This window comes from Nocardia huaxiensis (assembly GCF_013744875.1).
Classification (GTDB): Bacteria; Actinomycetota; Actinomycetes; order Mycobacteriales; family Mycobacteriaceae; genus Nocardia; species Nocardia huaxiensis.
Map to the genome: position 1 here is coordinate 7,255,741 of NZ_CP059399.1, position 18,501 is coordinate 7,274,241.

General features: G+C 64.6%; 17 protein-coding genes. 9 read left to right on the forward strand and 8 right to left on the reverse strand.

Translation table 11 applies throughout. From position 1 onward, the window contains the following. Position 1: 1 nt before the first annotated feature. On the reverse strand, positions 2-682 hold the full coding sequence (locus H0264_RS33180; protein WP_181581201.1) for a hypothetical protein: 681 nt from the start codon (positions 680-682) through the stop codon (positions 2-4). 339 nt (positions 683-1,021) lie between these two features. Between H0264_RS33180 and H0264_RS33185 the strand changes: the two genes are divergently transcribed. Further along, a complete protein-coding gene (locus H0264_RS33185; RefSeq protein WP_181581202.1) occupies positions 1,022-1,810 on the forward strand; it encodes a hypothetical protein in 789 nt (262 codons plus the stop codon). A gap of 684 nt (positions 1,811-2,494) precedes the next feature. On the opposite strand, the gene H0264_RS33190 is transcribed toward H0264_RS33185, so the two are convergent. Next, the gene (locus tag H0264_RS33190) at positions 2,495-3,079 is read right to left on the reverse strand and encodes a very short patch repair endonuclease (protein ID WP_420832008.1); all 585 of its coding nucleotides are present in this window, start codon (positions 3,077-3,079) and stop codon (positions 2,495-2,497) included. A 14-nt stretch (positions 3,080-3,093) separates the two neighbouring features. Here H0264_RS33190 and H0264_RS33195 point away from each other — a divergent pair, with 14 nt between their 5' ends. Continuing rightward, positions 3,094-4,446 carry a DNA cytosine methyltransferase gene (locus H0264_RS33195; protein ID WP_244976022.1) on the forward strand — a complete coding sequence of 451 codons (1,353 nt, stop codon included), beginning with the start codon at positions 3,094-3,096 and terminating at the stop codon, positions 4,444-4,446. Between the two features lie 77 nt (positions 4,447-4,523). Here H0264_RS33195 and H0264_RS33200 read toward each other — a convergent pair whose 3' ends face one another. Next, entirely contained in the window at positions 4,524-5,156 is a 633-nt protein-coding gene (locus H0264_RS33200; RefSeq protein WP_220139886.1) for a TetR/AcrR family transcriptional regulator, read from the reverse strand. A 132-nt stretch (positions 5,157-5,288) separates the two neighbouring features. Between H0264_RS33200 and H0264_RS33205 the strand changes: the two genes are divergently transcribed. From H0264_RS33205 to H0264_RS33220, 4 genes are all read left to right on the forward strand, one after another. Then, a complete protein-coding gene (locus tag H0264_RS33205) occupies positions 5,289-6,059 on the forward strand; it encodes an SDR family NAD(P)-dependent oxidoreductase (RefSeq protein WP_181581204.1) in 771 nt (256 codons plus the stop codon). Between the two features lie 530 nt (positions 6,060-6,589). Further along, on the forward strand, positions 6,590-8,227 hold the full coding sequence (locus H0264_RS33210) for a VWA domain-containing protein (RefSeq protein ID WP_220139887.1): 1,638 nt from the start codon (positions 6,590-6,592) through the stop codon (positions 8,225-8,227). 3 nt (positions 8,228-8,230) lie between these two features. Beyond that, positions 8,231-8,824 carry a hypothetical protein gene (locus tag H0264_RS33215; RefSeq protein WP_181581205.1) on the forward strand — a complete coding sequence of 198 codons (594 nt, stop codon included), beginning with the start codon at positions 8,231-8,233 and terminating at the stop codon, positions 8,822-8,824. Beyond that, positions 8,821-9,957 carry a hypothetical protein gene (locus H0264_RS33220; protein ID WP_181581206.1) on the forward strand — a complete coding sequence of 379 codons (1,137 nt, stop codon included), beginning with the start codon at positions 8,821-8,823 and terminating at the stop codon, positions 9,955-9,957. Before H0264_RS33215 ends, H0264_RS33220 begins: the two co-directional genes overlap by 4 nt. A 5-nt stretch (positions 9,958-9,962) precedes the next feature. Here H0264_RS33220 and H0264_RS33225 read toward each other — a convergent pair whose 3' ends face one another. From H0264_RS33225 to H0264_RS33240, 4 genes are all read right to left on the reverse strand, one after another. Further along, positions 9,963-10,574, reverse strand: coding sequence for a Uma2 family endonuclease (locus tag H0264_RS33225; protein ID WP_231084543.1), 612 nt, complete (start codon positions 10,572-10,574; stop codon positions 9,963-9,965). A 93-nt stretch (positions 10,575-10,667) separates the two neighbouring features. Continuing rightward, complete coding sequence (gene ilvC, locus H0264_RS33230; RefSeq protein WP_276514563.1) at positions 10,668-11,702, reverse strand: ketol-acid reductoisomerase; 1,035 nt, start codon at positions 11,700-11,702, stop codon at positions 10,668-10,670. A gap of 103 nt (positions 11,703-11,805) precedes the next feature. Beyond that, complete coding sequence (gene ilvN / locus H0264_RS33235) at positions 11,806-12,309, reverse strand: acetolactate synthase small subunit (protein ID WP_181581209.1); 504 nt, start codon at positions 12,307-12,309, stop codon at positions 11,806-11,808. After that, complete coding sequence (locus tag H0264_RS33240) at positions 12,306-14,222, reverse strand: acetolactate synthase large subunit (protein WP_181581210.1); 1,917 nt, start codon at positions 14,220-14,222, stop codon at positions 12,306-12,308. Before H0264_RS33240 ends, ilvN begins: the two co-directional genes overlap by 4 nt. Positions 14,223-14,594: 372 nt before the next feature. On the opposite strand from H0264_RS33240, the gene H0264_RS33245 reads away from it, so the two are divergent. The 3 genes from H0264_RS33245 (at position 14,595) to H0264_RS33255 (ending at position 17,305) form a co-directional block, all read left to right on the forward strand. Continuing rightward, the gene (locus H0264_RS33245) at positions 14,595-15,005 is read left to right on the forward strand and encodes a PH domain-containing protein (protein WP_181581211.1); all 411 of its coding nucleotides are present in this window, start codon (positions 14,595-14,597) and stop codon (positions 15,003-15,005) included. 141 nt (positions 15,006-15,146) lie between these two features. After that, entirely contained in the window at positions 15,147-16,988 is a 1,842-nt protein-coding gene (gene ilvD, locus H0264_RS33250; RefSeq protein ID WP_181581212.1) for a dihydroxy-acid dehydratase, read from the forward strand. Positions 16,989-17,005: 17 nt separating this feature from the next. After that, positions 17,006-17,305: a hypothetical protein gene (locus H0264_RS33255; RefSeq protein WP_181581213.1), complete on the forward strand. Its 300-nt coding sequence runs from the start codon at positions 17,006-17,008 to the stop codon at positions 17,303-17,305. 62 nt (positions 17,306-17,367) lie between these two features. Here the strand turns inward: H0264_RS33255 and H0264_RS33260 are convergent, their stop codons facing one another. Further along, positions 17,368-18,366, reverse strand: coding sequence for a DoxX family protein (locus tag H0264_RS33260; protein WP_244976023.1), 999 nt, complete (start codon positions 18,364-18,366; stop codon positions 17,368-17,370). Positions 18,367-18,501 lie beyond the last annotated feature (135 nt).

An 18,501-nucleotide genomic window follows, 5' to 3' on the forward strand; every position in this document is an offset into this window, starting at 1 on the left:
GCTATTCAAGCTCGAGCGCTTCGCGAACTTTGTCTCTGGAGTCCACCGGCAATGACCGATAGGCCGCCCAGAGATCTTCGGTCTCACTGAAGCTACGGGCATCGCGCTCGACCCAACTCGCAAGCATCTTCCGTTCATACACGGGCAGGCTGCTGATACGGCCAAGAACGTCACCGAGATCGGCAGTCAAATCACGGCCTCCGACACGGCACCGATTGCACTCGATCATCAACTGAACGCTGGTCGTCCCATCAGGCATTCGCACTGCACGACGGGCAACATCAAGTTGCGAGGAGATGTACGTGCCGGCGTACTGCTCCCCAGGCCCGATTCCGCATGAGCGGCACTTGTGCCCATCCCGCATCATCAGCGCGTGCCGCTCAGCGGCGGTAACTGTGACGCCGGTCCTCCTCGTCGCCTTGCCCGGCACCCACACGTCCACGCCCTGGCTGACGAAACGGTGCTCATGCGAGTCCAGCGACGGATCCTCGCGGTTGGTGTCGATCCGCCACTCAAAGTCACGAAGGTCCCGCATCCGGCGGTCAATCTGCTGAACTTCCGGAAATGCATCACGAAGCTGAGTCTTCGTGAACAGATTCCCAATGCCTACCTCTTGTACCAGCCAGAGCGCCACACGCTTCATCGCGCCGAGGTCTGGGTTATCCCAAGCCGGCATAGACATTCAGGATCCCGCCTTTCAAATAAGAGCCTCAACCACGATCGCCCCGTCCAGCGGGATCGAGGGAATCGTTTCCAACCACTAAATATCAATTACTCCAGATCTGCAAGGCGCAGGATGTCCCAGATTGAAGTTCAAAGATGGGACATGAGCCTGCACACTGAACTCAGGACAGCGAGTCTTTCAGATCGGGTAAATCAACCCGAAATATTTGTCCCGAGTTCACATGGGACATGAAATGCGTGCTACCCCTGGACGCGAAGCGGCAACAATGATCTAGTGGTAGCGCCGAGATAGAACAGGATGATTGAATGACTTCAATTCGAATGGGGGGAGCGAGTCTTGTCGAAGCAGGCAGAGTTCAGCGATCTCGATCCCGACTTGCCTTCCGCGCAGCGTGAGCTGGCGGAAGCGGTGCGTACCCTGATTCGCCTATGCAGGATGTCCGGCAGACGAATCGCAGAAGAGCTGGAACATGGTTCGCAGGCCGATGGGCGCGCGCGGGCCGATAGGTACTTGAGTAAGTCCGTCCTGTCGGACCTGGCCAATGGCAAGCGCAAGCGCCCACCGAAGAAGGAACCCCTCGAAGCCCTCTACCAGCTCGCGCTGCAGCGCAAACGACCCGACGAAACCATAGTCTCCTGGGAGACCATCGACCGGGCCCGTCTCGCGATGTCACCTCTGGACACAACGTGCCCGTCGTGCGGGGCTCCCTGCCCTTCGTGTGACACTGAGGCCAAGCCGGCTCATGTACCAATCATCGTGGCAGCCGAACTTGGGCCGGTCCCCCACCAGCAGGGGGACCGGCCCCAAAAGAGGGACAAGGATCTGACATGGCCTGCGGCAAGAAATCTCGCCGACTACCTCGACGCGGGTGACCTTGCACGAATCAACAGCATCATCCGCCACGTCGGCACAGAGGGTCCCCCTCACGAGATAGCGGACGCCGTAAGTTCCTGCCGAATCCTGGACTTGGACGACATCGCCACAGCGATCCTCAGCCACGCCGGCAGCCGAGTCGAGAGAGAAATTCTGGAGATCCTCTTCGCCCTGAACGAACGAGACAGGCGAGCCGACTCCGACACCCTGCTGACCAACGCGATCAAATCGAGGTCGACATCGCCGCGCTGAGTATCCCGACACGTACCTGCACTGATTTGGAAGCTTCCACCACGAATCACAGCATCGGCAGCGTGACGACTCGGGCGCCCCCGGTCGAGACGAGCTTCAAGCGAACCCCGCCTGTGTCACCAGGCGGGGCCGCAGTACACCCCGGAAACGCCGTCCAAGACGAAACAGAGGCACCTATGAATGTACAAAACCCTCCTAATCATGCCTGCGAGCCGTCCCCCGATGGGCAGCCCGACCCGCTGCCGGCGGTAGTCGCAGTGCTCAACCTTGCGGCCGCGGTACTGGAGATCACCCATGATGATTCTCAGCTCGGCGTTCTGCTGCTGGCAGCCGTCTTGCAGTTGCTGACTGCATATCGGAACCACCATCGCGGTTCCGGCGGGTAGCCAAGGTGGCAGGTGATGGCTGGGGCCTTTGGCTTCAGCTATCGCCTGCAAGGCTCCATCACTTGCTGCCGGCCCCACCAGCGACCGGAGCTGTCGACCACATCCAAGCGGCCCCTGCCATGATCCCGGGCCCACACCCGGCGCCTCACCGATCCCAGATACGCTCGCGTTCAGTCGAACTCAGCGCAAGGCAGGAGCCGCCGGGCCGACCGAAGTTCGCGACGAAACGCCACATCCAGAGCTGCAATGCTCGCAGCAGTCTACGAACTGATGTGCCGTGTCCGCGAGCTTCTATCGATCAAGGGCCGACCTGTCCCATATGATCGCTCACATGTTCGGACTCGGTAGCCAAGACTCTGGCGACGGCGCTCACAGCGCTTTCCAGGCTCTCGTGTTCCCGCAGACGGACAACGTGCCAACCAGCTGCACTCAGCGCAGCGTCCGCCGCCCGGTCCCGTTCAATGTTCCGGCGAAGCTTTGGCGCCCAATACCATTCGTTCGTCGTCGGCTGGCGGCCGTGCTCGGGGCAGACGTGCCAGAAGCAACCATCTACGAACACCGCTACCTTGCGAGCCGTGAAGACAATGTCCGGCCGGACCTTCACCGAGCCGAGGTCGAGCCTGAGGTCCTTGCGGAATCGGTAGCCCAGACGATGCAACGCGCTCCGCAGCGCGATCTCGGGCTTGGTACCGGATCGGCGGTTAGCTTGCATGTTCCGGGAGCGACCCTCGTTGAGGGGTGCAGGATAGAGGCCCCGTTCGTGGGCCTTTCTCCGAGCTTCTCGCGATCTGCTCTCGGTCACGTCTGTCCCAGTTCGAGCTACCAGCATGTCGTGCGGAAAGATACTCCCGCACAGACCTCTCCTCCATCCTGGCTCCCGCATCGAAAGGCAGCAGCGTGACCCACCTTCGCGCCACCCCTAGCCACACCGACGCAGGCGATCAGGGCATGACCTGCGACGGCGCAGGGAAAGGCGCACATTCGGCGACGTCGAAACGTGTGTTTACATCGATCGAGATCTGCGCCGGCGCCGGTGGTCAAGCTGTAGGCCTCCACCAAGCAGGCTTTCGCCACCTCGCACTGGTCGAGATAGACAAGCATGCTGTCGCCACCCTCAAACTAAACATCGAAGGGCACCGGCTCGAAGACTGGCATGGCGACCAGTGTGACATCCTCGATTTCGATGTGAATAAGTTCAAGCCTTCGCGTCACCTCATAAAGAGTGGTCACCTTCTGAAGAAGCACGGGTTGGACCTCTTGGCCGGCGGCGTCCCTTGCCCCCCGTTCTCACATGCCGGCAAGCAGCTAGGCAAGGACGATGAGCGGGATCTGTTTCCTCGCATGCTGGAATTGGTCAAGGAGCTTCGACCAAGAGCGGTCTTGATTGAAAACGTACGCGGAATTATGGATCCGAAATTCGCAACATATCGCTCTTGGATCAAGGCCAGACTGCAGGGCGGCGAATATATCGATGACGACGGAACAAAAAAGTTCGAAAAGGGTCTGGGGTACCGCGTCGCTGACTGGAGCGTTTTGGAGGCAAGCGATTTTGGAGTCCCACAGCTTCGCCCTCGAGCAATTCTTGTCGCCTTTCGCAAGGATGTCGCGGGAATATCGTTCTACAAACCGCCCGCAGCTACACATACAACACCAGTCAGCGTCGCATACGCGCTTGAAGAGTCAATGAAAACTCGATTTGAGCGCTATTACTCTGGAGAAAAATCGGCACAGGCACACGCCGCCTACAAGCGATGGCACGAAACTGCAATTGCCCGCGCCAATGAACTCGAAGGAAAAGGCGGAGGCGTCGCTCCGACACTGGTGGGGGGGTCAAAGAAGCACGGTGGTGCCGACCTCGGCCCCAGCCGGGCGAAAGCCGCCTGGAGACAACTCGGCGTTTCCGGTATGGGTGTAGCAAATGATATTGAAACCTGCTGGTCAAAGCATACAGAAGACCGGGATCTGTTCGGCCCAGATGGGCCGATGCTCACCGTACAACAGGCTGCAATAATTCAAGGTTTCCCACCTAATTGGGAATTCTCTGGCGGTAAGACCGCGCAATATCGCCAAGTTGGAAATGCCTTCCCCCCACCTGTTGCACAAGCTGTCGGCAAGGCTATCTTGAACATTCTCTCCAGCAGCAACAGAAATAATACCGAGAAGGCCCGGAAGGGATCCAAGAAGGCAGCGGTAACGGAGGCACCCCAAGCTTCACTGTTCGGAGACGAAGAAATGCAGGAAGCCTCGTAGCCTCACCGCTAGAATAGAAATGGTTTTGCAGGATCCCTTGCAGAACCATTTCTATCGCCCCAGGCAACCGAGTCGTATTAAGTGACGTGCAATCCGGAACCAGCGGTTCGGATGCAGCGCACCACAAGATCGGAGGGGGAGCCCTTACCAGTGGCGGGGGCGTCCGTGGATGCCCACTGTTCCACGGCAATTCGGATGGAGCCGGCGATTGCGGCTGCTATCAAGCGGATTTGGAGATCATCGGTGTTGCCGGAGGCCAAATCGGTTAGGGCCAGGCGTAGTTCGCGTTCGCCTTCGAGGTTGATGCGGTGCCAGACGGCGCGGAGGGCGTTGTCGGTGTCCATGGCTCGGAGGAGGCCTCGGGTTACTTCGAGGTCTTCGTCTGCGCCTTCGAAGGTGAGGGCGCGTACTGCTGCGGCTTCGAGTTCGGCGAGGGTCGGCAGGTGTTGCGGGCCCTCGGCGATGATTCGGAGCCAGCGTTGGGCGCCGGCGGCGAGCATGGGCTCGACTGCGTCTTCCTTCGTGCGGCAGTAGCGGTAGAAGGTGCGCAGGGCTACGCCGGACTCGGCGGCGATCTCCTCGGCGGTGACCGCTGCGGTGCCTCGTTCGGCGAAGAGGCGGGCTGCGGTGCGGGCTATGTCCATGCGGGTTTCGGCCTTGCGGCGCTCGGCCAGGGTGAGGCGGCGCGGCTCGGCGGGGGCTGCGGGCACGGGGCCTCCTGCTGGTCGGGAGCGGTTTTTCTATCGGAATCCTAGTCTTCGGAGCACAGTATGGCACGTTGTGCCATGTAGGCGTAGCGTGTCAGGCAATGGGGGATGTTGGAGTACAGGAGGAAGTTCGCAATGGAGCGTTTTGCTGATCGCCGGGTACTGATCACCGGTGCGGGGTCGGGTATCGGGCGGGCTACCGTGCACCGGATTCTGGCCGAGGGCGGGCAGGTTGTGGCCGCGGACGTCAATACCGATGGGCTCGCGGAGACCGCCAAGCAGGCCGGGGAGAACGGGAATGCCGAGCGGCTCACCACCGTGCGGATCGATATTGCCGATGAGGAGTCGGTGCAGGCCGGGGTCGCTTCGGCGGTCGAGACGCTCGGTGGGCTGGATGCGCTCATCAATGCGGCGGGGATTCTGCGCTCGGCGCATACGCATGAGATGCCGTTGGCGGACTTCAATCGGATCATCACGGTGAATCTCACGGGGACGTTCCTGATGATCCGGGAGTCGCTGCCGGCGCTGCTCGCCTCCGAGAAGGGGGTGATTGTGAACTTCACGTCCACCTCGGCGTTCTTCGCGCACCCGTACATGTCGGCCTATGCCGCGTCCAAGGGCGGGATCATGTCCATGACGCATGCGCTGGCTGCCGAATACAGCAAGCAGGGGTTGCGGGTGGTTGCCGTTGCGCCGGGGTCGATTTCGAGCGATATGACCGACGGGCGCGGGCCGGGGCTGCCGGAGGACGCCGATTACACGCTGTTCATGAAGCTGATTCCGGGGATCGGGCAGGGGTTCGCCTCGCCGGATACCGTGGCGGGCGTCGTCGCCATGCTGGCCTCGGATGATGGCGCGTTCATCACCGGCACCGAGATTCGGATCGACGGCGGCACGCACTACTGACACAGGTGATCCGGCCCTGGGTCGCCTCCGGGTCGGGTCATCCCTGAGTTGTACCAAGCCCTGATTTATCCCGAATTCGTGCTAGCACCATACTTTTTCGCGGCCGGAGTGGGCAGACTCGGGAACCATGATGTCGACGAAAAGCACTTCTGCTCGAAGAATATTCGCTCGCGTTGCTCTGGCCGGGGCGTTGGTCGCAGCGCCTGTGGCCGCGGTGGCGGCCACCGCCTCGGCTGCGCCTGGTGCGGGGCCGGCGATCACCGAAGCACGGCACCCACACGGGAACGACTGGAACTGCCGCAATGACAACTGGAATCAGTGGAACCAGTGGGATCGCCGCAATGATGGCTGGTGGGACAACGACTGTGGACGCTGGCACGACAACAACAATGACGGCTGGTGGCGGAATGCCTTGCCGCGCGGGTCGTTCGGGAGCAGCTAGTCCGAACCGCTGAAGGTTCGCGATAACGTCACCGGGCATTCACCCTTCCCCTCCTGGTCCTTCTTAGGATCGCGACCAAGAGGGGAAGGTGGCGTCATTGCTGAACCGGCGCACGAAAGTGCTTGTCGCGGCGATACTCACGCTGTGCGGCGTCATGGTGGCGGGGTGCGGGACCGAGCGTAAGAGCGGGCCCATCGTCGACTACGACAGTAACGCGAACGTGCTGAACATTGTCGCCGGGTCCGAGCACGATGCGGTGTTCCAGGAGATTGTGCAGCCCTGGTGCGCTTCGGAGAAACTCACCTGCTCCATGACCAAGATGGGGTCGGTGGATCAGGCTCGGCTGTTGCAGTCGGGTGAGACGCCGCCGTATGACGCATTCTGGTTCGCCAGCAGCGTTTTTCAACAGCTCGGGGATGCCGGGCATCAGTTGCAGGCGGTGCAGCCGATGTTCAGCACGCCGCTGGTGTACGCGGGGCGGAAGGCGGAATTCGACGCGCTCGGGTTCACGGGGCGGGAAGTCGGGATCGAGGAGATTCTGGCGGCCGTGGAGTCGAAGAAGACCACGGCGTGGATGACCAATCCGACGCAATCCAATTCGGGGGCAACGGTTCTGCTCGGATTCCTGAACTATTTCGCGGGGAACGGGCCGGGTGTCGCGCTGACGCGGGAGCAGTTGGATTCGGAGCCGGTGAAGGCCGGAATCACCCGGTTCGCACGAGCCTTCGCGCGGACGCCGCCCTCGACCGGGCTGCTCATGGAGGAATGCCTGGCCGCGCCGAACGAGTGCAAGACCTTGTTCACCTACGAAGACCTGGTGATCGAGCGCAACAAGGAACTCGTGCGGCAGGGACAGGAACCGCTGCAGGTGGTGTACCCCAAAGGCGTGCTGGCCATTTCGGACGCACCCCTGGGATTTCTGCCGCACGGGGACAATCCGGGGAAGCGGCAGAACTTCGAGAAGTTGCAGAGCTTCCTGCTGTCGGCCCAGACACAGCAGAAGCTGACGGAGCTGGGACGGCGGCCGATCACCTCCATCGGACTCTCCCTGCCGGACGCACCGAAAGATGTGTTCAACTCCACCTGGGGAATTCAGGCGAATCTGGCCGGGCAGCCGATCACCCATCCGGCGGCCGCGGTGATCGAGGCGACGCTGGACAACTACCAGACCGTGTACCGCACGCCCACCGATCTCGTGTACTGCATCGACGCCTCCGGGAGCATGGACGGCAACGGCGGGTGGAAAGGTGTGCAGCGGGCGGCGGATCTGCTGTTCGATCCGGTCGAATCGAAGAAGTATCTGCTGCAGACCGGGCCCAAGGATCGCACCGCGGTGCTGGTGTTCGACACCACCACGCAGTCCAAGCCGTGGACCGAGGGCAATAGCGCAGGCAGTTTGAACGCGCTGCACAATACGATTCGGGACGCCGGGCCCAGCGGGAATACCGGGATCTACCGGTGTCTGTCGAAGGCGGCCCAGCAGTTCAGCGGGGCGGCGGATCCGGCGCGCAAGCGGCTGGTCATCCTCATGACCGACGGCGCGGATACCGAGGGCGGCGACGGGCTCGACGAGATCGCACGCACCGGGGTGCCGGTGGTGGCCATCGGATTCGGTGAGGGCGTGAAAGACGCTGCGCTCCAGGAGATCGCGCGCCGGACCGGCGGATCGTTCCTGCACTCCGACGATATGGTCGCGGCGCTGCGCCAGGCCACCGGATACCGGTGAGAGGTGCGCTTGCCGAGTAATGCCGCCGTCATCACGGCACTGGTCGCGCTGGTCGTCTCGTTTCTCGGGCTGTACGCGGTGCTCGGGTCGCTCACCGGGGCGGCGTTGGTGGCGGTCGGGATGGCAGTGCTCACCGGCGTTGTGGGACAGTCACTTTCGGCAGGCGGCGACCGCCGGAAGCTGAACCGTGAGGTCGGCGACCGCAATCGGAAGGTGGCGCAGTTGGCGTCCCGCGTCGGCGACGCGGAGACCCGCGCTTCTCTGCTGCGCGCGTGCGAGCGCATTCCGGTGCTGCTCGAGCGCACCGAAAAGGCCGACCCGGCAACCCTTTCCGCGACATCGCAGAAGTTGATCGACTATCTCGCCAGTGTCGAATCCGTGCTGGACCGCTATCTGGAGATCCAGGCGCACCCCGCCGCCTTCCATAATGCCGAGGCACTGCTCGTGCACAGCAGCCGCGTGCTGGCCGGGTTCGAAACCTTCGCCGTGCACAGCGCCGACCAGGTCGGCGAACAGGATATGGAGCGGTTCTTCACCGCCCTGGCGCACCTGGAACTCATGAATCCCCCTGGCCTTCCCCGCAGCGAGGACCGATGAACAAATCCCGTCTACCCCTGCTGATCGCCGTCGTGGTGGCCGTCATCGCCATCGCGGTCGGCATCGTGGTGATCCGCAAGGGCAACGAGCCCGCAGCGGCCGTCACCCAGTTGAACTGCCTGGGCGGCTCCGAAAAGTCCGCCCTCATGGCCGATTCCGAGATTCAGGGCATTCTGCGCGACAAGTACTCCCTCGACGTGAAGTTCGAGAAACGCGGCTCCTACGACCTCGTGCAGATCCCCGCCGACACCCTGCGCTCCCAGCGCATCGACTGCCTGTGGCCATCCTCGGCGAGCGCCCTGAGCGTCTTCGAAAGCGCCCACAACACCGGCGATTTCCCTGGCTACCGCGCCGAATCCGTCCTGGAATCCCCCGAGGTGATCTACGCGGGCACCGCCGCGACCGAAGCTCTCGTCCGCACCGGCATCGTCATCCAGCGCGACAACGCCTACTACATAGTCGATTTCAAGCGCCTGCTTCTGGATTACGTGCTCCCCAAACAAAAATGGGACGCTCTGGGCGCACAGAACCCGGCGGGTCCGATCCGCATCTCCAGCACCGACCCGAAGTCCTCCAACTCCGGATTCGCCCTGTCCCAGCTGGAACTCACCGTCGTCGCTTCCTCCGACCTCTACCAGCCGCCCACCGTCGCCGAAGCCAAGGCCGGCCTGCGCACCGTCCGCGGCCTCTACGACGCCCAGGGCCTGCAATCGGCCAGCTCCGACGGCGGCTTCCGCGAATGGCTCATCCAGGGCGCCTCCACCCTCTTCGCCGGCTACGAGAACCAGATCCTCCAGCAGCTCACCGCATACCAAGACAACCCCTCCGCCACAACGGATCTCACGACCCGAGTCCGCATGCTCTACCCCGAACCCACCCTGTTCAACAGCAACCCCGTCCTGACCCTCACCCAGGCGTCCCAGCCCTTGATCGCCGCGCTCCAAGACCCCCAAATCCAGCAAATCGCCTGGAAGCGCTACGGTTTTCGCTCCGCCACCCAACTGGGCTCAGCCAACGCCGCCGACTTCCCTCAAATCCCCCTCGCCACTCAACCACGCACCACCACTCCACCGAAGGCCGACGTCACGCTCCTGCTACTCGCCTGCCTGCAAGACGAGAAGACCTGCGGCTGAGCAGATTACGGAGTCTGCAACGTCTCGAAGGTGACTGCCAACGTGACCGGAGTATCGAGCACCAGAGCCGTCCGATGCGTGTGGTGCGGCTCGTACCGCAGCCCGGACCAATCGAGCCGATACTCCTCGATCCGGTCGATCGACTCCCAGGTTTTGTCGAAGTAAACGATCAGGTATGCGGGAATTCCAGCACGTGCGTAGAGAACTCGTTTGAGTCCGGTGTCGGTATCGCCGGTGTCCTTCGAAATGACTTCAACCACGAGGTGAATATGGTCGCGAACGGTGTTCACGTCATATGGCTCGCAGTCGCGAACGAAAATGTCGGGGTACCGTACGTTTAGGCGGCGATCCGCACGCGTCTCCTCGGTATCCGGAAACCGCACCGCGACATCGGAACTCACCCGCAGACAAGGACCTTTCGAATCCCGCGCTCCTTCGATTGCGGCGGCAAGTCTCCGGACGACGCGGCTGTGCGCGTCGCTCTGTGCCATCAGCCGGACCAGGCGGCCATCCACGATCTCGAGATCGCCGGACGTCTCGCTCCACGCGTCCGGCTCAGCGGAGAGGAACTCCTCCGCTGTCACATACCGCTCGTCATCCGCAGGAGATACGGTCACACGGCCATCGTAGTCGGCGGTTGTCCGCCACATCCGGAATGCAAACGACCCGCCGAGTGCGAGGCACCCGACGGGTCGTAGAGCTACGAAACCTTAGGCGGTTTCGGTGATCGGGCGGTCGACCCAGCTCATCAGGCCGCGCAGCTTGGCGCCGGTGACCTCGATGGGGTGCTCGGCGTTGGCCTTGCGCAGACCCTCGAGCTCCTTGTTGCCGCCCTCGACGTTGGCGACGAGGCGCTTGACGAAGGTGCCGTCCTGGATGTCGGTCAGGATCGCCTTCATGCGCTCCTTGGTGCCGGCGTCGATGACGCGCGGGCCCGACAGGTAGCCACCGAATTCGGCGGTGTCGGAGACCGAGTAGTTCATGCGGGCGATGCCGCCCTCGTACATGAGGTCGACGATCAGCTTGAGCTCGTGCAGGACCTCGAAGTAGGCCATTTCGGGGGCGTAGCCGGCCTCGACCATGACCTCGAAACCGGTCTTGACCAGTTCTTCGGTGCCGCCGCAGAGCACGGCCTGCTCACCGAAGAGGTCGGTCTCGGTCTCTTCCTTGAAGGTGGTCTTGATGACGCCGGCGCGGGTGCCGCCGATGGCCTTCGCGTAGGACAGGGCCAGGGCCTGGCCGTTGCCGGTCGGGTCCTGGTCGACGGCGATCAGGGCCGGAACGCCCTTGCCGTCGACGAACTGACGGCGCACCAGGTGGCCGGGGCCCTTCGGGGCGACCATGGCGACGGTGACGTTGGCCGGAGCCTTGATCAGACCGAAGTGGATGTTCAGGCCGTGGCCGAAGAACAGCGCGTCGCCGTCCTTGAGGGAGGGCTCGATGTCGTTGGTGAAGATCGAGGCCTGCGCGGTGTCGGGCGCGAGGACCATGATCACGTCGGCCCACTCGGCGACCTCGGCGGGGGTGCCGACGGTCAGACCGGCCTCTTCGGCCTTCGGGCGGGACTTCGAACCCTCGGCGAGACCGACCCGGACGTCGACGCCGGAGTCGCGCAGGCTCAGCGAGTGGGCGTGGCCCTGGCTGCCGTAGCCGATGACCGCGACCTTCTTGCCCTGGATGATCGACAGGTCGGCATCGTCGTCGTAGAACATCTCGACTGCCACTTTGGGTTCTCCTTCTTGGATTCTTTGATTCAAACGTTGTGGATCCCGGCCAAAAGCATGCCGGGATGACGGGGCTGGGGCCGCCGCGAGAACCGGTTACCGGTCGGTTGCGGCGGCCTCATGACTAGCGAGTCGCGGTGATGGACTTGGGGCCGCGGCCCACGGCGACCACACCGGACTGCACGATCTCTCGGATACCGTACGGCTCGAGCATGCGCAGCAGTGCGTCCAGCTTCGACCGCGTGCCGGTGGCCTCGACGGTCAGCGCGTCGGGCGACACGTCGATCACCTTGGCGCGGAACAGGTTCACGGCCTCGATCACCTGCGTGCGCACCGACGCGTCGGCGCGCACCTTGACCAGGATCAGTTCGCGGGCCACCGAGGTCTCGGCATCCTGCTCGACGATCTTGATCACGTTCACCAGCTTGTTGAGCTGCTTGGTGACCTGCTCGAGCGGCAGGTCCTCCACGGTCACCACGATGGTCATGCGGGAGATCTCGGGGATCTCGGTGCCGCCGACCGCGAGGGACTCGATATTGAAGCCGCGGCGGGAGAACAGCGACGCCACGCGTGCCAGCACGCCCGGCTTGTCCTCCACCAGCACGGAGAGGGTGTGGGTGGTGCTCATGCCTCGGTCCCCTTGTCGTGCGACATGGCCTCGTGGATGATGGCCGGTTCGCTGATCGCCTCGTCGTCGTCGAACAGCGGGCGGATGCCGCGCGCGGCCATGATCTCGTCGTTGGAGGTGCCGGCGGCGACCATCGGCCACACCTGCGCGTCCTTGCCGACGATGAAGTCGATCACCACGGGACGGTCGTTGATGGACTGCGCCTCGCGGATGGCGGCTTCGACGTCCTCTTCCTTCTCCACGCGAATGCCGTGGCAGCCCAGGGCTTCCGCGAGCTTCACGAAGTCCGGGATGCGCAGGGTGTGCGTGCCCAGATCGGTGTTGGAGTAGCGCTCCTCGTAGAACAGGGTCTGCCACTGGCGGACCATGCCCAGGTTGCCGTTGTTGATCAGCGCGACCTTGATCGGCACGCCCTCGACGGCACAGGTGGCCAGCTCCTGGTTGGTCATCTGGAAGCAGCCGTCACCGTCGACCGCCCAGACCTCCTTGTCCGGTGCGCCCATCTTGGCGCCCATGGCGGCCGGAACGGCGTAGCCCATGGTGCCCAGACCACCGGAGTTCAGCCAGGTGCGCGGCTTCTCGTACTTGATGAACTGCGCGGCCCACATCTGGTGCTGGCCCACGCCGGCACAGTAGATGGCGTCCGGGCCGGCGAGCTGACCCAGCTTCTCGATCACGAACTCCGGCGAGAGCGAGCCGTCCTTGGGCGGGTTGTAGCCCAGCGGGTACGACTTGCGCACGCCGTCCAGGTAGCCCCACCACTCGGTGAGCTCCAGCAGCGGCGCGTCGCCCGCGGCCGGGTCGGCCTTCAGCGTCTCGATGAGCTCGGCGATGACCTCGCGGCAGTCGCCCACGATCGGGACGTCCGCGTGCCGGTTCTTGCCGATCTCGGCCGGGTCGATGTCGGCGTGGATGACCTTGGCGTTGGGCGCGAAGGAATCCAGCTGGCCGGTGACGCGGTCGTCGAACCGCGCGCCCAGGGTGATCAGCAGATCCGAACGCTGCAGGGCCGCAACGGCTCCCACGGTGCCGTGCATACCCGGCATACCCATGTTGAGGGTGTGCGAGTCGGGGAACGCGCCGCGCGCCATCAGGGTGGTGACCACCGGGATGCCGGTCAGCTCGGCCAGCTCCAGCAGCTCCTTGGAAGCGTCGGCCTTGATGACACCGCCACCGACGTAGAGCACGGGGGCCTTGGCGTCGAGGATCATGCGGGCGGCCTCGCGCACCTGCTTGCCGTGCGGCTTGGTGACCGGACGGTAGCCGGGCAGCCGCATTTCCGGCGGCCAGGAGAAGGTGGTCTGCGCCTGCAGCACATCCTTCGGGATGTCGACGAGCACCGCGCCCGGGCGGCCGGTGGCGGCCAGGTGGAACGCCTCGGCGATCATGCGCGGGATGTCGATGCCGTCGGTGATCAGGAAGTTGTGCTTGGTGATCGGCATGGTGATGCCGGAGATGTCGGCTTCCTGGAAGGCGTCGGTGCCGATCAGCGAGCGGCCGACCTGGCCGGTGATGGCCACCAGCGGCACCGAGTCCATCTGCGCGTCCGCGATCGGGGTGACCAGGTTGGTCGCGCCGGGACCCGAGGTCGCCATGCAGACGCCGACCTTGCCGGTGGCCTGCGCGTAACCGGTCGCGGCATGACCCGCGCCCTGCTCGTGGCGCACCAGCACGTGGCGGACCTTGGTGGAGTCGAACAGCGGGTCGTAGACGGGAAGGATCGCACCGCCCGGAATACCGAATACCGTGTCGACGCCGAGCTCCTCGAGGGAGCGGACAACAGACTGCGCGCCGGTGACCCGCTCGGGCGGGACCTGGCGACGATTCGGGGTTGCGGCCGGAGCCGCGGCCGGCTGGGCCGAGGGCGCCGGCTTACGGGCGGAGGGCCCGGGCCGTGCGGTAGGTGCGCTCACCGTCTTGGTTCCTTACTGCTTGGTCGTTCGAGTCCACGGGACTTGCCTGAACACAAAAAAGCCCCCGACAGCCTGGGCTGTTCGAGGGTGGCGCGTCGCAGTTGCGAGCTGACGTAATGACTACTGTCGTCGGCTCAGCGCTGGACGCGCCGACCGATTACGAGCAACTCGTTTCGATTCACGCGCTTGACGGTATGTGCGCGTAAGTCGTCTGGTCAAATATCTGACCACGGGTGTCCCATTATGTGAGACAGAGCGGTTGTTCGGGTCCGTTCAACACAATGCGAGGATGGGGGTGTGTCGTCATCGCATCAGTCCGTGCCACCAGCACGATCGTCCCATACGCCCGACACCGGATCGGACACGGGTCATGTGATCCGCATTCCCCGGCTGGCCCACCTCGGCGTCTTCCTCCTGCTGTTTTCCGTGGCGTTCCCGTTCTTCGGGGCGCCCAAGGTGCTGTGGGTGCTGTTCGCCATACCGGCCGCGCTGGTCTGGTGGATCGAGACCACGCAGACCACGGTGTCGGACAAGGGGATCGACGTCCAGACCATGTTCAAGACCCGCCATATCGACTGGGCGGAGGTGAAGGGGCTGCGGATTCCCAAGCGTGGGTTCCTGCAGCTGCACCTGGCCGACGACACCGATGTGAGATTGCCCGCTGTCGGTTTCGACCGGCTGGGTGAACTCGTCGAAGCCTCGAACGGCCGCATCCCCGACCCCTTCGCGGAACCGGAAGAAGCGGACGAGGACGACACGGCCGAGGACGAGCCGCAGAACTGACCGACCGGTCCGCAGGGGTGCGAGAACTCGGGCGGCGCGGGGCAGGGGTCTCGGCGGGAGTAACGTTGGAGCCCCGCCGAGAACCCGTTGGCGCAGTCGCCGAACAGCCCCCTGCGACGAGAAATCCGAGGATCCGAACCCATGCCACCGCTTCGCTCACGAACCACGACAGCCGGACGCAATGCCGCGGGCGCACGCGCCCTCTGGCGCGCCACCGGCCTCACCGACTCCGACTTCGGTAAGCCGATCGTCGCCATCGCGAACTCCTACACCCAGTTCGTACCGGGCCATGTGCATCTGAAGGACGTCGGCGAGATCGTGGCCGAGGCGGTCCGCGCGGCCGGCGGCGTGCCGCGCGAATTCCACACCATCGCGGTCGATGACGGCATCGCGATGGGACACGGCGGCATGCTGTACTCGCTGCCCTCGCGCGAGATCATCGCCGACTCGGTGGAATACATGGCGAACGCGCACACCGCCGACGCGCTGGTGTGTATCTCCAACTGCGACAAGATCACTCCCGGCATGCTGAACGCCGCCATGCGGTTGAACATCCCGGCCGTGTTCGTCTCCGGCGGGCCGATGGAGGCCGGTAAGGCCGTGGTCGTGGGTGGGGTGGCGCAGGCGCCGACCGACCTGATCACCGCGATCTCCGCGAGCGCCTCCAGCACCGTCACCGACGAGGGCCTCACCGAGGTCGAGCGCTCCGCCTGCCCGACCTGCGGTTCCTGCTCGGGCATGTTCACCGCCAACTCGATGAACTGCCTCACCGAGGCGCTGGGCCTGTCGCTGCCGGGCAATGGCTCCACGCTGGCCACCCATGCCGCGCGCCGGGCGCTGTTCGAGAAGGCCGGACGGGTCATCGTCGATATCGCCAACCGCTGGTACCGCGACGACGACGCCTCGGTGCTGCCGCGAAATGTGGCCAATGTCAAGGCATTCCACAATGCGATGGCCCTCGATGTGGCCATGGGCGGTTCCACCAACACCGTGCTGCACACGCTCGCCGCCGCACAGGAGGGTGAGATCGACTTCGATCTGCAGAGCATCGACGAGATCTCGCGCCGGGTGCCGTGCCTGTCCAAGGTGTCGCCGAACTCGGACTACCACATGGAGGATGTGCACCGCGCCGGTGGCATTCCGGCCATCCTCGGCGAACTGCGCCGCGCCGGGCTGCTGGAAACCGACGTCACCACCGTGCACACCAAGTCCTTCGACGAGTGGCTCGACAACTGGGACATCCGCGGCGGCAAGGCCACCGAGGAAGCCCTCGAGCTGTTCCATGCCGCGCCGGGCGGCGTGCGCACCACCGAGCCGTTCTCGACCGAGAACCGGTGGAGCTCCCTCGACACCGATCAGGAGGGCGGCTGCATTCGCGATGTGCCGCACGCCTACACCGTCGAAGGCGGGCTGTGCGTGCTGCGCGGCAATATCGCCCCCGACGGCGCGATCCTGAAGACCGCGGGCATCGACGAGGATCTGTTCACCTTCGAGGGCCCGGCCGTGGTGGTCGAATCCCAGGAGGCGGCGGTCTCGGCCATCCTCGGCAAGCAGATCAAGCCGGGCGATGTGGTCGTGGTCCGCTACGAGGGCCCCTCGGGCGGTCCGGGCATGCAGGAGATGCTGCATCCCACCGCCTTCCTCAAGGGCGCGGGTCTCGGCAAACAGTGCGCACTCATCACCGACGGCCGTTTCTCCGGCGGCACCTCGGGCCTGTCCATCGGGCACATCTCCCCCGAGGCGGCGTCCGGCGGCACCATCGGTCTCATCGAGAACGGTGACCGCATTCGCATCGACGTGCACACCCGGGCCCTCGAATTGCTGGTACCCGAAGAGGTTCTCGCCGAGCGACGCGCGAAAATGGAAGCGTCCGAACGGCCTTGGCAGCCCGTCGACCGCGTGCGCCCCGTCACCACGGCGCTGCGCGCATACGCGGCGCTGGCCACCTCGGCCGACAAGGGTGCAGTGCGGCGCGTGCCGTAGATCGAGAAAGTTGGGTTGTGACAATCGAATACATCGGCAAGGCCGACACCATGCTGGCCGAGTACTCGGCGATGCTGGAACGTAGCGACGCGCGCAACGCGCACGCCAAGATCCTGCTCGCCGAAGCCGAAGAACTCGCCGCCGAATCCCGGGAACTGGAATCGGCCGAGTTCATGGCGGCTCCCGAGGACGCGGCGGAGATCAGCGCGCACCGTGCGGCATTGGCGGTGCAGATCGACGCGAAGTCCGGCGAGGTGCTGCGGCTGCACCAGGAGACCTACGACGAGTGGCAGCGGTTCACCACCGCCTCCTGGTAATCGGTGAAAACGTAAGCGGCCCGGGTGATCTGGAGATCACCCGGGCCGCTTGCCGTTCAGGTTCAGTCGAACGGGCCGATGCCCGTGAGCGGGTTGCCGCCGTGCAGGTAGATGTAGGCCAGGATGGCGGCGGCGATGGCGGCTACGAAGGCGGCCAGGGAGCCGAGGAACGGCCTGGTGGCCCAGCCGCGGTTGCGGTCGAGGGAGAGGCGGCCGGGGCCGGTGAGCATGAGGACCGAGACGATGCCCACGAGGACGGATTCGAGTTCGAGGTTGTTGTCCTTGGCCTTGTATTGGAAGCCGGGGACCATGCTCTGCTTCCACATCCAGGCGTCGAGGATGATCGCGAGGAGGGCGCCGGCGGCGAGCGGGGTGGCCAGGCCCAGGACGACCAGGATGCCGCCGCCGAGTTCGCCGACCGCGAGCAGGATGGCGGTGATGTCGGGCTGCTTCCAGCCGCCGTTCTCCATCATGGCCTTGGTGCCGTCCAGGCCGGGGCCGTGGAACCAGCCGGTCATCTTCTGCAGGCCGTGGTAGATGAAGGTGCCGCCGATGACCAGGCGCAGCAACAGGAGTCCGAGGTCCAGGGTGCCGCGGCGGTCGTCGCCGCGACGGCGCAGGCGGGTGGTGGGCTCGGTGGCGCCGGGCGGGGCGGCCGGGATGCTGGCGAAGGCGTAGGTGGCGGCCGAAGCGGATTCGGCGGCCGGGGCGGCGGACTGCTGGGCGGCGCCGGGGATGGAGTTCTTCAGCTCCGAGTAGAGCGGGACGTCCGGGTCCAGGCCCAGTTCCTCGTCGGTGCGGGGTGGCTCCTTGGTGAGTTCCGGCTTGGTGTCGGCGGTGCGGCCCGATTTCGCCTCGACGATGAGGTCCGGGTGCACGTCGGCGACGCGGAACTGTTCGGTGGGCGAGTCGAAGGGACTGCGCACCGGTTCGCCCACCGAATCCGGCAGGGAGCTGGAGCCGCCGGTCATCGCGGCGGACAGGGCAGTTGCCGACTCGGGCGATGCGGGCACATCGCTGCCCGTCGCGTCGGCGGACGGTTCGTTCGGCTTCTGTGTCACGCGGGCAACCATATTCGTCTCGAGCGTCCGGCAGGGGCAGTTCGCGGGCGTGTCCACTGTCCGATTCGTGAAGGTGTGCCGTAGTGCGCCCCGGCCCGGCGCCATGGCGAATCCGGAAGGGCCGCCGTGGCGATT